Origin of the sequence: Serratia sp. OLAL2, assembly GCF_002752475.1 — a bacterium.
Classification (GTDB): Bacteria; Pseudomonadota; Gammaproteobacteria; order Enterobacterales; family Enterobacteriaceae; genus Serratia; species Serratia bockelmannii.
Genome location: NZ_MSTL01000018.1, coordinates 75,778 through 90,395, shown reverse-complemented (window position 1 = coordinate 90,395; position 14,618 = coordinate 75,778). Strand labels below are relative to the sequence as shown.

11 protein-coding genes are annotated in these 14,618 nt (G+C 56.2%); 4 read left to right on the top strand and 7 right to left on the bottom strand.

Annotation, left to right across the window (positions count from 1 at the left end; translation table 11 throughout):
* Positions 1–76: 76 nt before the first annotated feature.
* Positions 77–904, bottom strand: a complete 828-nt coding sequence (locus BVU99_RS13925; protein ID WP_099817164.1) for a DUF932 domain-containing protein — start codon at positions 902–904, stop codon at positions 77–79.
* 709 nt (positions 905–1,613) lie between these two features.
* On the opposite strand from BVU99_RS13925, the gene BVU99_RS13915 reads away from it, so the two are divergent.
* Positions 1,614–2,801: a dsDNA nuclease domain-containing protein gene (locus BVU99_RS13915; RefSeq protein ID WP_099817163.1), complete on the top strand. Its 1,188-nt coding sequence runs from the start codon at positions 1,614–1,616 to the stop codon at positions 2,799–2,801.
* 96 nt (positions 2,802–2,897) lie between these two features.
* Positions 2,898–4,535, top strand: a complete 1,638-nt coding sequence (locus BVU99_RS13910) for a hypothetical protein (protein WP_197770122.1) — start codon at positions 2,898–2,900, stop codon at positions 4,533–4,535.
* Between the two features lie 63 nt (positions 4,536–4,598).
* Here the strand turns inward: BVU99_RS13910 and radC are convergent, their stop codons facing one another.
* From radC to cutC, 5 genes are all read right to left on the bottom strand, one after another.
* Complete coding sequence (gene radC / locus BVU99_RS13905; protein WP_099817161.1) at positions 4,599–5,108, bottom strand: DNA repair protein RadC; 510 nt, start codon at positions 5,106–5,108, stop codon at positions 4,599–4,601.
* A gap of 338 nt (positions 5,109–5,446) precedes the next feature.
* Positions 5,447–6,496 carry a hypothetical protein gene (locus BVU99_RS13900; protein WP_099817160.1) on the bottom strand — a complete coding sequence of 350 codons (1,050 nt, stop codon included), beginning with the start codon at positions 6,494–6,496 and terminating at the stop codon, positions 5,447–5,449.
* A gap of 392 nt (positions 6,497–6,888) precedes the next feature.
* Positions 6,889–7,959, bottom strand: a complete 1,071-nt coding sequence (locus BVU99_RS13895) for a PDDEXK nuclease domain-containing protein (RefSeq protein WP_099817159.1) — start codon at positions 7,957–7,959, stop codon at positions 6,889–6,891.
* Entirely contained in the window at positions 7,956–9,155 is a 1,200-nt protein-coding gene (locus tag BVU99_RS13890; protein WP_099817158.1) for a site-specific integrase, read from the bottom strand. The genes BVU99_RS13895 and BVU99_RS13890 overlap by 4 nt, the downstream gene beginning before the upstream one ends.
* 294 nt (positions 9,156–9,449) lie before the next feature.
* Positions 9,450–10,208 (bottom strand): copper homeostasis protein CutC, encoded by a 759-nt coding sequence (cutC, locus tag BVU99_RS13885; protein ID WP_043143046.1) that lies wholly within the window; start codon positions 10,206–10,208, stop codon positions 9,450–9,452.
* A 101-nt stretch (positions 10,209–10,309) separates the two neighbouring features.
* Between cutC and BVU99_RS13880 the strand changes: the two genes are divergently transcribed.
* The gene (locus BVU99_RS13880) at positions 10,310–11,458 is read left to right on the top strand and encodes a PatB family C-S lyase (protein WP_043143038.1); all 1,149 of its coding nucleotides are present in this window, start codon (positions 10,310–10,312) and stop codon (positions 11,456–11,458) included.
* Here BVU99_RS13880 and BVU99_RS13875 read toward each other — a convergent pair.
* A complete protein-coding gene (locus BVU99_RS13875; protein WP_025303137.1) occupies positions 11,455–12,021 on the bottom strand; it encodes a VOC family protein in 567 nt (188 codons plus the stop codon). The two genes, BVU99_RS13880 and BVU99_RS13875, sit on opposite strands and share 4 nt — an antisense overlap.
* An 830-nt stretch (positions 12,022–12,851) precedes the next feature.
* Here BVU99_RS13875 and argS point away from each other — a divergent pair.
* Complete coding sequence (gene argS / locus BVU99_RS13870; protein ID WP_025303138.1) at positions 12,852–14,582, top strand: arginine--tRNA ligase; 1,731 nt, start codon at positions 12,852–12,854, stop codon at positions 14,580–14,582.
* Positions 14,583–14,618: the final 36 nt, after the last annotated feature.

The following is a 14,618-nucleotide window of genomic DNA, read 5'->3' as shown; positions in this document are numbered from 1 at the left end:
TACTCCTATCTGGTTCAGGGATGCGGCGTTGAGAAAAAGCGGCAAGGGCTGCTGCCTACCCCTGCCACTTCGGGATTCAGGCTTTCAGCTGACGCAGGCCATCGGCCAGCAACCACAGGGCGCGGTTCAGGCGCACATCGGAATCAATGCCCTGCACGGGGCGGGTGCGCTGGCGGCGTCCGTTGGCACTACGGCCGGACAAACCGCCTTTGGTCAGGTTTTCCTGCGTACGGTTGAAAACGCTCCATAGGTCGGGGCGGCGGTCGTCGAACCGGCGCGGCATCAGGATTTGCGCTTCCGTGATAGGAGCGGGCTTGTCCGGGTCGTCGTACTTGAGAGCCAGCGCAGCGCGGGCGAACACCTCCGACTCACCGTTGTCCAAGGTGATACCGCGCATCAGGTCGCGGGATTCCTTCACCCGCTCGAAACCGCTCAACACCTCGAAAGCGCCTTCAATGACTTGCTCGGCCACATTGCCTTTATGAGGGACGCGCACATCGGCCACGGTGTCGCCGCATACAAGGCCATTGCTGCACACAAAGCGGAACATGCCGGCCAGCATCTGGTAGCTGCTGGTGCCGTCGTGCGAGTTCAACAACACAATTTCGTTGGCCTCGGCACCGTTGATCTGGCTCGCATGGCGCAGGCGCAGCATGTGCTTGGTGTGCTCGCGCTTGCCTTCGTCGCGGACGCGGGTCTGACACACCATGAAGGGCTGAAACCCCTCCTTGCGCAGTTCGGTCAACACCGCCGCCGTAGGGATGTAGGCGTATCGCTGCGAACGACTTTCGTGCGGGGCATCCGCAAAGATGGACGGAGCCACGCGGCGGATCTGGTCGTCAGACAGCGGGTAATCGCTGCGCAGCGCCGGGGAATGGGAAGCGAAACGGGATGCGAGTTGCATGATCTTTCTCCTGACAAAAAAAGGGTTGCTGTTCACACCGCACACCGGATTCCAAGATTCGGAGCCCAGCCTGTCGGCTGTTCTGTGCGGTCGGCACGAGGAACCCGGTTGGCCCTGTTGCCACCGTCTTTCCTGAGTTCATCGCCCGCGACGGTCAGGAGCGCGCGAACGGGAGCTGTCAAGGAGATAAGCGTGGGGGTTGGTGCGGCCCGCAGGCGTAGCCGAGGACACGGCCCCGCGCGCCTTGATGGCGCCCGGAAGCGGGCTACAGTCGCGGACAAGGTGATGGAGTCAGGGAAGACGGCTGGACATGGCAACGGCCGCCTCCATGTGCTGATAGCACGGCAAGCGAAGCGCGCAGGCCCGAAGCTGGAAGCCGGGCCGAAGGCGTCAGGAATGCGGAAGGCTGGCGATAGCCAGTCCCGTCAGGGATGAGGGATGAGCGAATAGCGAACCTGGAACAGCGTGGTCCGCAGAGCGGAGACGCACGGAGTATTTCGCGTATTATTTATTGCTACAGAGTGACTGTATTGACTACGGACTCAACTGGTCGAGGCGACACAATGACATTCCATGTTGGGAACAGTCACTCTGCAAGCTCGCTTATCTCAATTCAACAGCGAATCTGCCGTTTCAAGACTTTACATATTCTCAACAATCATCGATGATTGCTGGCTCAGAACCGAATTTCTCCGTATAACGGGGGCAAATGGGGGATGCGTTGGGCGTAGTTAATGGCACGGCGGAGCTTTTGCTCGTCGCTAACAATCCTAAATATTCGGAAACTGGTGGTGGGCACGGGGCCAAGGGCGTCGACTTCCCTCGCTGGTGGGCAGTCTTCCGGATGATAGAGTTGGAGAAGGCCAATGAACCCGACTTTCTCCTACTTTTTGAGTCCGTCCAGGACGTCGCAGAACTTGACTCCGCGACCATGCCAACCCGTGCTAAGGTCTACCAAGTCAAGAAGAAAGATGCCGGCACTTGGACATGGTCTGTCCTCACCGGCACTATCGCCCCCAAGGCCCCGTCGGTCAAGTCAAGGAAGTCCGCTAAAACGACAGTTGCACCAGCGAAGGCACCGACTTTTGAGAAGGTCCCACAATCGGCTCTCGGCAAGCTGCATCTCAGCCTGAGCGCCTTTGACGCATTGCCCGTCGAAGGAGTATTTATCTCTAACGCAGGCTGTGACTTCCCGCTCGCCAACGGAGGCTCTGCAGCCACGACGATGCCATGCTCGCTTGCAGACCTTGCGCCCGACCATGTGCAATTGCTTACAGATGCCTTCGCATCACTGTCACCAAGCACCCCTCCACCAGATTTGACAAGAGTTAAGTTGCAGAAGGTCGCTATACATCCCGACAACTTGACCGCACCGGTTATTGCCGCAGCATTAGAGCTATTGAACGAACGTAGCCCAGAGCATGCAGGCCAGGCAAAATCGTTCGTCGATTCATTGGTGATGCAGCTTTCGCCACTGACCCGCCGCACGGACACTTGTTTATCGTTCGAAGAACTTGTCAATGAGCGTGGCTTCTCGAAAAACGCGTTCCTGGCAGCGCTGGCTGCGCTGGAGACGGTGCCAGACCGCCTTGCGTTGCTCGACGTCTGGCTGCAACAACTCCAAACCGAGGGTTTGGACTTCATGACTATCACATCGGTACGTATTGCTGCAGCACGTGCACAGCAGGATCGACTCATTGGGGGAACCAAGCTCTCAAACGAAATCGACACTTTCTGCGACGAATGGATAGCAGCCAATCCATGGACATCCAACTTGCGGCCTTTCGTAGAAGCCGCGCTTGCCGCGCTCAAGGTCAAGTTCTGCGGACATCGCGACTATGACCTGATGGCGAGGTTTGTCATGAGAGCGATAACGAAATGCGTGGACCAGAACTGAGACTCCTCGTCCGAAGCCTGAGAACAAAAGACTATGCATCGCTTCCGATTCAAAAACATTTGGCTGCTCTCTCATCGCGAGAAGACAGCTCGACACGTGAAATTCCATCCGAGCAAGAACCTACTGGTGGGGAGGAACCACACGGGAAAAACGACGTTGATCCGGAGTCTGTTTGAGACGCTTGGCGCGAAGCCGCAAGGAAAACTCGAACAGTGGGACGAGAACGCAGCCTCGCTGCTTGAGTTCTCGGTTAATGACAAACACTACTTCGCCCTCCATCAAGATGGGCGGCGCGCGCTATTTGACGAAACGTTCAACCTTCTCATTTCAACTTCAAAGTTCGGCGATTGGTCCAAGCGATTTTGCGAGATAACCGACTTCAACCTGGTGTTCTCAGACAAGAAACAGGCAGAGGTGGTTTCCGCTGACCCCGCGTGCTTCTTCGCACCGTTCTACGTGAACCAAGATGGCAGTTGGCAATCTGACTGGAACACGTTCGGAGGCATGAAACGCTTCAGTGCACCGTTCAAGCCAATCCTTGAGTACTTCACCGGCGTATGTCCACCAGAGTACTACACGGCAAGCGCAGAAAGATCTCAGTACTCCAAGGTTCTTGAAGAACACCGCCGCGAGTACCGCCTGCTCGAGCGCGCCATTGAGCGATTTAGTAAGACAGTCCCGTTATCAGGCCCAAAGGTCAATGCCAACAACTTTGTCGTCGAGATTGAGCAGCTCACCAAGGAAGTCAACGAACTCAACGTCCGACAGGAAGCACTGCGCAATGTGGCCGTGCGCGAGCAAGAGCTTCTGAAGAATCTGGACCATCAGATTCAGCTCGCCGACAGCGCTCTTTCAGCATATGACAGTGACACAAAATACCTCCTCAGAGAAGGCGCAGCGCCACTAGTCTGCCCCACCTGTCATGCCGAGCACGAGAAACCCTTCCTCGACCTGCTGGAGTTCGCAGAAGACGCCCGTGTTCTACGCGAGCTAGCCGCCCGACTGCGTGAGGATGCTACAGAGGTTCGAAAGCGGACGCAGAAAGCCTTCACGGAGCTAAACTCACTCAACGAGAACTACCTACGCATCTCCCGCTTGCTGGACACGCGTAAAGGTGAGTTGAAGTTCCAAGATGTCGTAGGAAGCCTGGGCGCAGAGTCTGCATTTGCAGCTTTCGAGGCTGAACGCAAGCAGATTCAAAACTCTATCGACTCAGTGGTTCTCACTATCGACGTGCTCGAGACGAAGATGGCCGAGCTGCGTTCTCCCAAACGCACGAAGGCAATTTTGACTGAGTTCCGTGAGCACTATGCGGCTAGCCGCATCGCATTACAGCTTCACTCCGTTGCAACCAAAACCATGCAGCTGGCATCACGCCCCTCTCTTTCGGGCAGCGGCGGACCGCGGTCAATCCTTGCCTATTACGCTGCTATCTGGCAGACCATTCAAGGCAAGATGGGCACATATGACGTCCCAGTTGTCATCGACTCGCCCAACCAGCAAGCTCAAGACGACTTCAATCTACCGGCGGTTCTCAAGTTCATCGCAAAGGACTTGCCCGCTGGCATGCAGCTCATTGTCGGCTTAGAAACACCAACCGACTTTCTCTTCGATCATCAAGTCACCCTGACAGAGAAGTACGGGATGCTCAATAAAGATGAATGGGAATCTACGGAGAAATTGATGGAGCCGTTGTTGAGCAAAATGTACCAGACGACCCTGTCACAGGGCTAAGACTTGTTGAAATCGAAAACTATCTGCCGCATAAGAAACAAAAGGGGGCAATGCCCCCAGAAGTCAAAGCAAGCTGCATTCGGCAAATGACGTGGTGTTGACGTCAGCGACGATGACATGATCAAGCACGTTCACGTCCACCAGTGCCAATGTCTCCTTGAGCCTCTTGGTCAGAGCGCGGTCCGCCTCGCTCGGATCCGCGCTTCCACTCGGATGGTTGTGGGCCAGGATTGCCGCCGCCGCATTGAGCCGCAGCGCCTGCTTGACCACCTCGCGCGGATGCACCGATGTGCTGCTGATGGAGCCACGGAACATCTCTACGTATTCGATCAGGCGGTGCTGTGAATCGAGAAAGAGTACCGAGAAGATTTCGCGCTCGTAGCCAGCCAGCTTGGCGCACAGATATTCTTTGACCACTGCTGGCGACGTGAAGGATGTACCACGCTGCATCTTCTGCTCAACGACCTGGCGCGCGGCTTCCAGAATCTGGTCTACCGTCGCCGGCAGATAGCGGCCCTGGGTGTCACGCACCATCAGCGTGGTATCGAACAAGGAAAAGGACAGTTGCGACATGATCGTGCTCCGGTTGCTCGGGCGGAATTGCCCGGAACCGTGAGGAGCACGGCGCAGCGCAAGCAGTCAGGGGTCAGAGACGGCAGCCAGGCCGCAAGCGTGCAAGCACGCGCAGCCCTTGACGGCGAGAACGCCGTGATGAGGTGAAGGGAACAGCAAGACCGCCCCCACCCTGCTGCCCTCTGCTCATATCTATCTTTGAGCAAGCGAAGCGCGCAGGCCCATCAGGGCCGTAGGGGTCAGGGGTCATAATTGGATGGCCACGATATGGTGCGCAGCCCAGGCGCGTGAAGACAACATGTTTAACGAGGGAACCTGTCTTACACAGACTCTCCGACTCACCAAGAGGTCATGATGGCTTGCTCAAGCCTCTCAATCTCAACCTGGACACGAGCGTGATCAAACTCATTGGTGTTGCTCACATTGGATAATATGCGGCGTAATCGCTGTGAGTCCCGTTGTCTCAAGAGCTCGTTAAGGCGTTCGCCCTTGTCCGCATAGAACGGAAAGTTGTAGCTCAAAACAGATGCAGACAAAAACGGTTCACCGGCATTGAGAAACAGTGCACGAGGCAAGCACTGGCCAGCAATGAAGGCTGCTGCAGCATCATCGGTGACAAAGATTGCATGTTGCGGCTTTCCGTCCACCGGTAGCGCAGGAAAGTAGTTCTGCACCATCCAGCAATGCCAGATGTCCCAGGCAGCGCCCCACGCAGCATCAAGCGGTGTCTTGCCTTCACGCAGGCTCAACAGCTTATCCGCTTCTTTCGCGCCCCCGAATAAGGCGAACGCGGCTTGCGAAATCAGCCCTATATGACACTCCATGGCTTCGCACCAATCAAAGAATTCGATGAAATTTTTTGCAGCACGAGCCTTCAAGAATCCGCGTGAACGGATCTCAAAAATTTTCAGGAAACAACAATAAGCGTAGCGCAGCATTGGAAACGCCACCGACAAGGACTTGTCGGTCATCTCCAACCCGTCCGCGATTCGGGCAGAAGCTTGTCTCCCCCGCGCCAAGGAATCCTCACTCTGCGCAAGAGCACGTGCGACATTCGAAGCGATGCTGGAGAGCTTATCCGTGTCGAGCTGATCGCTCTCACGATTTGACGCTAGTTCCATGCAACCAAAGTAAGGAACGACATCCACTTTGACGAACTCAACAGCCAACAGGAATTGGCGAAACATCGATTCTTTGATAGGGTCCTTTTGCCCACGTGCGTAGTTAGCCAGGTTAAGACAGATGTTCGCATCCAGCACCAAGGCTGTCACAATGCCTTCCCGCGCATTGGATTGAATGAGCTCTGAGCCGGGGAAGCAGCATTCCCCCTTGAGATCAAAATAGGAGAATGGCTTGGCAATAAATATACGGGCTTCGCTATTGGCCATGTTCTAGTGATTCGCAGGATGAGAGGGAATATTTCCCCATTTCTACAGCGACTTAACTGCAACGTCTACCTTTCTGCAGCGACTTTAGTGGTAGGCAGTCAGGGTAGCACCCGCACAGAATATGAACAAACTCCCAATATGCGGCGCACGTTTATGTTCCACAAATGCTCGGAAAAATGTAGAGCTGGACTCGCAGCAGTACAGCTCGAAAGACTACTGCTGTCAACAACTTTACCCTGATGGGTGACAGGCTCCTGCCCGAGCCTGCATCTCATAAACCGTAGAAATTGTCGACGTCAAAATAGCGTGATATGGGAAAACGCAGTTGCTATCACTTGGCCTCCAAGGATACTGTGAAGATGGTGTTCCCCAGAGTCTCGCACCCAATCGGTTTATCGCTCACGGTCTTCGCCGCCACGCGCTCCAATCTGCAATTGCGCCCGCTGCATTGCTTGCTGCAGTCTCGCCGCCAACACCCCCCTCGGTGGTAAGGCCGTCAGGTACTCAGCGACGTGGATGCCTGACTTGTCCAGTTCCAGTAATTCGATTTGCTCGCGCTTCTTTCCCGTGCAAAGAATGATGCCTAACGGCGAGGCTTCCTCCGGCTCCCGTTCGTGCTTGTCCAGCCACCGAAGGTAAAGCTCCATCTGCCCCTTATAAGCCGCCTTGAACTCACCAACCTTCAACTCTATTGCAACCAGCCGCCGCAGCTTTCGGTTGTAGAACAACAGATCGAGATGGAAATCCTCGTCGTCAATCAGGATGCGCTTCTGCCGGGCTACGAAGCTAAACCCCGCACCAAGTTCCAGCAGGAACGATTCCATCTCGCGGACGATCGCCGCTTCTAGGTCGCCTTCCTGCCAAGTGTCCCGCAGGTCAAGGAAATCAAGGATGTACGGGTCACGCATGACTAGTGCCGGCGACATACGCTGTGCGTCGCGCAAGGTTGCCAGTTCCTCTGCGATCGTCTCGCACGGCTTCTTGGAAAGTGCCGTACGCTCATACAGCATGGAGTCGATGCGCTCACGCAACGTTCGCACGCTCCAGCGCTCGGCACTGGCCATCTGCGCGTAGTAGTCCCGCTGGAGCGGGTCTTTCAGCGGGATCAGGGCAATGAAATGTGTCCAACTCAATTGTCGTATCAGCGATACGACAATCTGCTCATCAGGAAAAGTGCTGGCGAACTGCACCATTCGACGCAGGTTCTTGACCGCGAAGCTACCGCCATACTCCTGCACCAATTGTGCCGCCAAAGTGGGCAATACCTCTTCGCCATACTCAGCCCGCCGTCCCGCCAAAACCTGTGTATAGATGCGTTGACCGATACGCCAATAGAGCATCGTCAATTCACTATTGACCGCCGAGACTGCGCGCTGGCGCGCCGATTCGATCAGCGCTCGGATGTCACCCAGCAGCACCGTGGAGTCAGTTGGTGAAGTAATGATCTTTCGCTGCCTGGTCATTCTGCCACCTCATCAACATGGCTTGCGCCTGTGATTGTCTTGCGCCGCTTAGCGACCAGATCCGCGGCCTGGCGAACTGGCTCATCCTCGGTGTGAACGTAGCGCATGAACATCACCACGGTCTTATGCGCCGTCAGCGCCATGCCGACCTTGACCGGAATGCCCGAATTGGCAATGTCGGTGGCCGAACGATGGCGGATACCATGCGTACCCACATGCGTCGCGCCCGCAGCTTTGAGCACACGGCACCAGCCGCTGTAGTACTCCCCCTCGGTCAGATGGCTACCGGGACAACTAGGGGATGGCAGTACATGGGGGACACCTTCCTCCCTCGGCGCGGCCGAAAGCAGGCGATAGGCTTCATCGCTCATGGGCTTGGATATGCCTCCAGTCTTGCTGTCGGGCCATACCACGCGCCGGTTTTCCAAATCGACCCATAGCCACTGGAGCATGGCGATTTCGGAGTAACGAGCAGCGAACTCGAATTGCAGGCGGATCGCCAACGGAATGACGTAGTTTTCCAGCCCTTCGGATTCCACCTTATCCAGTTGACGGAAGATACGAACCATGTCCTCGTCGCTGATGAGATGAGTGGCTCTCCCGTTTGGGTACATCGGGACGTGACGGCAGGGGTTGCTACCGTCAGGTCTGAACCCCCACACTTCAGCCAGGTTGAACATCTTGCGCATCACGCTGAAAGCACGGTTCGCCTCAGCGGGTTTGTGGGCCATTTTCTTCATCACCGTCGCCACATCTGGCCGTTTCACATCCTGGACCTTCACACGGCCCAGCAACGGAACGATGCAGCGGTCAATGGCGCCCTGATACCCGCGCTGGGTGCTGGGCTTGTTGCGTTGTTTGGAGTAGTCCTCCATAAACTTGATGCACAACTCCTTGACCGTGGGCGCTGCACGGGCAGCAGCCTTATCGGCGCTGGGGTCGCCCCCCCTACGCACTTCGGCCAACCATTCCTGAGCCAGTGAACGGGCCTGTTCTACAGTCAATTCCCCGTACTGGCCCAATGCGGGCTTACGGCGCTCCCCGGCGTTTGTGCGGTACTGCAGCATGAACACCTTGCGGCCAGTTGGAGTAATCTTGCACAGGAAACCGGGCACCACAGTGTCCCGGAGTTCAACAACCTGCGCCTGGGGTTGCGCCGCATCGACTGCGGTCTTGGTGAGTTTGATCTTCGCCATGATGACTCCTCGGAAAGCCCGGTTTCCAAGAGCTGCATGGGAGCCACGCGAAAGGAAGCCGGGCCATGTTTCGTAAAGCACCGGCATATGATGAATCAACCTAACCCGTTGATAAACCTGCTATGTCGAGTCTTGGCGTAGTCCAGCGAACTACCGTGCTGGAGTCATAGTGAAATAAAAAAAGCCCCGGCAAAACGCCGGGGCCTGGTACTTGCGTGATCGCCGAGGGCTCGGTGACACGCAAAGGGGTCTTACGGCCCGGAAACCGGTTATCAAACGCGGTTAGCTGCGTGTTTATGCGCTTTGCGCCAGGGGATCAACCAAGGCCAGCGCGTTTTTCATCGCCTCCACCATTTCGCCATCCACGCAATAATGGCTAAATTCGTCAAACTCGTTATCGGAGCACATGGTGACACCCGCCTTGCGATAACGCATGGTCGACGGCGCTAGATGGCCGGAAGAGCTGTGCAGTTCATGCAGGCCGATATCGACGAACTTGTGCAGATTGCTGAGGCGCACACCGGCACCCGCCATGATCACCGGGCCCTGGCTGGCCTGACGCAAATCACGCAGCAACGGCAGGCCAAGTTCGGCGCTCTGCTGTTGGCCGGAGGTCAGAATGCGCGCCACGCCCAGCTCAGTCAGTTGCTCCAGCGCCACCATCGGATTCTGGCACATGTCGAACGCGCGGTGGAACGTCACCGCCATCCCCTCGCACAGCCTCATCACTTCGCGCATGCGCGGCAGATCGATGTGCCCTTCTTCGTCCAACATGCCTACCACTACGCCGGGGAATCCCATCTCGCGGATGTGGCGGATATCTTGCTTGATCACCTCGAAATCCACCGCGCCGTAGCAAAAATCACCACCGCGAGGGCGAACGATCGGATGCACCGGGATCGCAACCCGCTCGCGCGCCAGACGCAGCGTGCCATAGCTCGGCGTCAATCCCCCTTCGCTCTGGCTGGCGCACAACTCGATGCGATCGGCGCCCGCCCGTTCGGCCGTCAGCGCACAATCGACGCTAAAGCAACAAACTTCCAGTTTTATCATTGTCACCCCCAGATAACGGCCAACATACGGCGGCAATTGTTCATTTCTTCATTTCTCACGTAGGCTCATGCATAGGCATAAACCGGTTCAGGGTTGTAACTATGGCATTCAATTTTGATCAATGGGTAGACCGCAGTCACAGTGACAGCGTTAAGTGGGATAAATATCGCGGCCGCGACATCCTCCCGCTTTGGGTCGCCGACAGCGATTTCGCCTCGTCGCCGGCGGTGATAGAAGCCTTGCAGCGGCGCGTAGCGCACGGCGTATTCGGCTACACCCACCCATCCCCTGATCTTCTTGAGGTTTTTATCCGCCGCATGGTAGAGCGCTACGGTTGGCACATCAAGCCTGAATGGATCATTTTCTTGCCTGGGTTGGTGTGCGGCCTGAACCTGTGCGTGCGCGCCTGCACCGAAGAACATCAGAGCACGCTGGCTCCCTCTCCCATTTATCCGCCGTTTCGCAAAGCGGCCAAATTCGCGGGGCGTAAACACCTCTCGGTGCCGCTAACGGCGGCAAACCAACGTTGGGTGCTGGATTTTTCCGCGCTGCATGGGCAGCTCAGCGGCAACGAGAAGCTCCTGTTGCTGTGCAACCCGCAAAATCCCGGAGGCACCGTTTATCGCCGGGATGAACTGTTGCAGCACCATCAGTTCGCTCTCGAGCACGATTTAATCGTCTGCTCCGATGAAATCCACTGCGAGCTGCTACTTGAACCCGGCGTGCGACACATCCCTTTCGCCACCCTGAATGAAGATGCGGCCCAACGCAGCGTGACGCTGATGTCACCGTCAAAGACATTCAATCTCGCCGGGCTCGGCGCCTCGATGGCGATCGTCCCCAACGAAACGTTGAGACAAAAACTGAAACGCGCACGCAGCGGCATTGTCCCGGAGGTTAATCTGCTGGCGCTGGTCGCCGCCCAGGCGGCCTATCAATACGGGCAACCCTGGCTGGATGAGCAGTTAATTTATCTGCGCGCCAATCGCGATCGGTTGACAGAGCGCATCAACGCTATGCCGGGATTGACGTTGTTACCGATCGAAGCCACCTATTTGGCCTGGATCGACTGCAGCGCTTTGCCGGTGGATAACCCGCATCAGTTCTTCGAGCGCGCAGGCGTTGGGTTAAGCGCCGGTTTGGATTTCGGCGATCGGCGCTTTGTACGGCTGAACTTCGGTTGCCGGCGGGCCCTGCTCGATGAAGCGCTCGATCGCATGGCGCAAGCCTGTGCGGCACTGGCTGGCTAGCCTTGTTCGCTGGCGACGATGTCTCTAATGGAATAAGGATGAAACTTGATCGTAACCGTTCCATCGGTGATGGCCAGCGTCGGGTTCGGCAGCCGTTCGCCTTCGCCTTTTGGCGAACTTTGCTTCAGCTTGATCCCCGGCGCCAACAACGCTTCATCAGCAAGGTGACTCAACGCCCGTGCATGCAGCGTCTGCGGATCGCCGCTGAGCACCAATTCGACATGTTCCCACCCTTCATGCGGATAGCGTTTCTCCCCGGGGTACGGCAGCTCGACGCAATCTATGCGCCACGGCCCCACGGCCAGCGGCTGCTGTAAATCAAACAAACAGATAGGCCGCCCGTTGATCATCGATTCGGACAGCAGTGTCCCACACTGCATCAATCCCTGGCGCCAGCGTTCGGCGGTAGCGTTCTGGTGACAACGCAGGGAGATGTGATCGGCGATAAAGGCAGACAGATCAAGCCGCAATCTGGCGGCAAATTGTTGCAACGCCTGCTCGAAACGCGGCAGGTCGAGCTTCAGATCGTCAAGCTCGGCAATGGCCTGCAAGGGAGTGGTCATAGGAACCTCAAAACAACGGAGCACAAAGTTAAACGCCGTAATTTACACGGTGGCGACAGCGCTCGCCAGCGTTTAGAGGGTTTTTAGCAGTCATTCAGAATGATTTTCGGTTGCGTGCGGAGAGAGCAAAAAACCAACTTTTTATTAAGAAGGCAGCTTATCAAGTCAACAGAAAAATAAAAATTAAGAATTTTCGCAAGTCATTATAACCCTTCATCATGACGTTATGATTTAAGTTATTTTTCACAAAACCATTCGTGATTCACGGGTTAAACCGATTGAATCGCTTCACTTAATCACACTTTAGCTACTTATCAAATCCATAAAAAAACAACAATCAACCCATTGTAAACAAAGACAATAAAATTAGAATAATTAATAAAAAACTAAGGATTATCTTAATTTTAATCTAGGCAATTGATTCACCAACGCAACTCAGCTACTTTGGAGAAAATTTAAATTCGAGATGACCATTATGTTATTGCTGACGATATCCTTGGTGTTGATAATTATCGCCGTATACGCCATCTACCGTCATTTTAAATCACGCAGTACCAACACGCTGGATGCCAGGCGTCACAATAAAAAGCGTTAGCCTCATAACTTTCCCCTCCGTACATTCTGGTCAGGTCATTCTGCTTTTCACCTTCAGGCATTCTACGCGCCGCACCCGGCAACTGTTTCATCGCAGCGGCCGCGCCAACTGCTGACGGGCTCCGTCAGATCGGTTACAATTGCAGGCTGTTTTGTGGAGGTCGCCCGTCGCGCCCGCCACCGTTGAATCCCGCAGGGGCTGGCTTCAGCTCCTCGTTCGTCATTAAGGTAACCCGGTGAATATTCAGGTTCTTCTTTCAGATAAAGTCAGCCAGGCGCTGATCGCCGCTGGTGCGCCAGCCGATTGCGAAGCGCAGGTCCGCCCTTCCGCCAAGGCGCAGTTTGGTGATTACCAGGCCAACGGCGTGATGTCAGTCGCCAAAAAGCTGGGCATGCCGCCCCGTCAGCTGGCGGAAAAAGTGGTGCAACTGCTGGATCTCGGCGATGTCGCCAGTAAAGTGGAAATCGCCGGTCCCGGCTTTATCAACATTTTCCTGAACAGCGACTGGGTCGCCCGCCAGGCCGACCAGGTGCTGAATGCACCGAAGCTGGGCATTGCCCCGGTTGAACCGCAAACCATCGTTATCGACTACTCTGCGCCGAACGTGGCGAAAGAGATGCACGTCGGCCATCTGCGCTCCACCATCATCGGCGACGCCGCGGCACGTACCCAGGAGTTTCTGGGCCACAAAGTGATCCGCGCCAACCACGTCGGCGACTGGGGCACCCAGTTCGGCATGCTGATTGCCTACCTGGAAAAAATGCAGAATGAAAACGCCAGCGATATGGGCCTGTCCGATCTCGAGCAGTTTTATCGCGAAGCCAAGAAACATTACGACGAAGACGCCGAGTTCGCCGAGCGCGCGCGCGCTTACGTCGTGAAGCTACAGGGCGGCGATCAGTACTGCCTGAAAATGTGGCGCAAGCTGGTCGACATCACCATGGCGCAAAACCAGCTGACCTATAACCGCCTGAACGTCACGCTGACCGAAGACGACGTGATGGGCGAAAGCCTGTATAACGCTATGCTGCCGGGCATCGTCGCCGATCTGAAAGCCAAAGGGCTGGCGGTGGAAAGCGAAGGCGCCACCGTGGTGTTCCTCGACGAATACAAGAACAAGGACGGCGACCCGATGGGCGTCATCATCCAGAAAAAGGATGGCGGCTACCTCTACACCACCACCGATATCGCCTGCGCCAAATATCGCTACGAGACCCTGGGCGCCAACCGCGTGCTGTATTACATCGACTCCCGCCAGCATCAGCACCTGATGCAGGCCTGGACCATCGTGCGCAAAGCCGGTTACGTGCCGGAGTCCGTCTCGCTGGAACACCACATGTTCGGCATGATGCTAGGCAAAGACGGCAAGCCGTTCAAAACCCGCTCAGGCGGCACCGTGAAGCTCTCCGATCTGCTGGATGAGGCCATCGAACGCGCCGAACAGCTGATCGCCGGCAAAAACCCGGACATGCCGGAAGAGGAAATGAAAACCGTGGCCCGCGTGGTCGGCATCGGCGCGGTGAAATACGCCGATCTGTCGAAAAGCCGCACCACCGATTATGTTTTCGACTGGGATAACATGCTGGCCTTCGAAGGCAATACCGCGCCTTATATGCAATACGCCTATACCCGCGTGGCATCGGTATTCAAACGCGCCGGGATCGACGAAAGCAGCCTGACGCTGCCGCTGACACTGACCGAAGAGCGTGAAATTGCACTGGCCACTCGCCTGCTGCAGTTCGAAGAGGTGCTCACTACCGTTGCACGTGAAGGCACGCCGCACGTCATGTGCAGCTACCTGTACGATCTGGCGGGCTTGTTCTCCGGTTTCTACGAGCACTGCCAGATCCTCAACGCCGACAGCGAAGAAGCGCGTCAGAGCCGCCTGAAGCTGGCGCTGCTGACCTCTAAAACGCTGAAAACGGGTCTGGACACGCTCGGCATCGAAACCGTCGAACGTATGTAAACCGCACTGCGCGGAAAGCAAAAAGGTCGCCAAGGC

Excerpts from the sequence above, each read along its gene's own strand:
- BVU99_RS13925 (WP_099817164.1), bottom strand. The coding sequence starts at position 904 with ATGCAACTCGCATCCCGTTTCGCTTCCCATTCCCCGGCGCTGCGCAGC.
- BVU99_RS13915 (WP_099817163.1), top strand. The coding sequence starts at position 1,614 with ATGGGGGATGCGTTGGGCGTAGTTAATGGCACGGCGGAGCTTTTGCTC.
- radC (WP_099817161.1), bottom strand. The coding sequence starts at position 5,108 with ATGTCGCAACTGTCCTTTTCCTTGTTCGATACCACGCTGATGGTGCGT.
- BVU99_RS13900 (WP_099817160.1), bottom strand. The coding sequence starts at position 6,496 with ATGGCCAATAGCGAAGCCCGTATATTTATTGCCAAGCCATTCTCCTAT.
- BVU99_RS13895 (WP_099817159.1), bottom strand. The coding sequence starts at position 7,959 with ATGACCAGGCAGCGAAAGATCATTACTTCACCAACTGACTCCACGGTG.
- BVU99_RS13890 (WP_099817158.1), bottom strand. The coding sequence starts at position 9,155 with ATGGCGAAGATCAAACTCACCAAGACCGCAGTCGATGCGGCGCAACCC.
- cutC (WP_043143046.1), bottom strand. The coding sequence starts at position 10,208 with ATGATAAAACTGGAAGTTTGTTGCTTTAGCGTCGATTGTGCGCTGACG.
- BVU99_RS13880 (WP_043143038.1), top strand. The coding sequence starts at position 10,310 with ATGGCATTCAATTTTGATCAATGGGTAGACCGCAGTCACAGTGACAGC.
- BVU99_RS13875 (WP_025303137.1), bottom strand. The coding sequence starts at position 12,021 with ATGACCACTCCCTTGCAGGCCATTGCCGAGCTTGACGATCTGAAGCTC.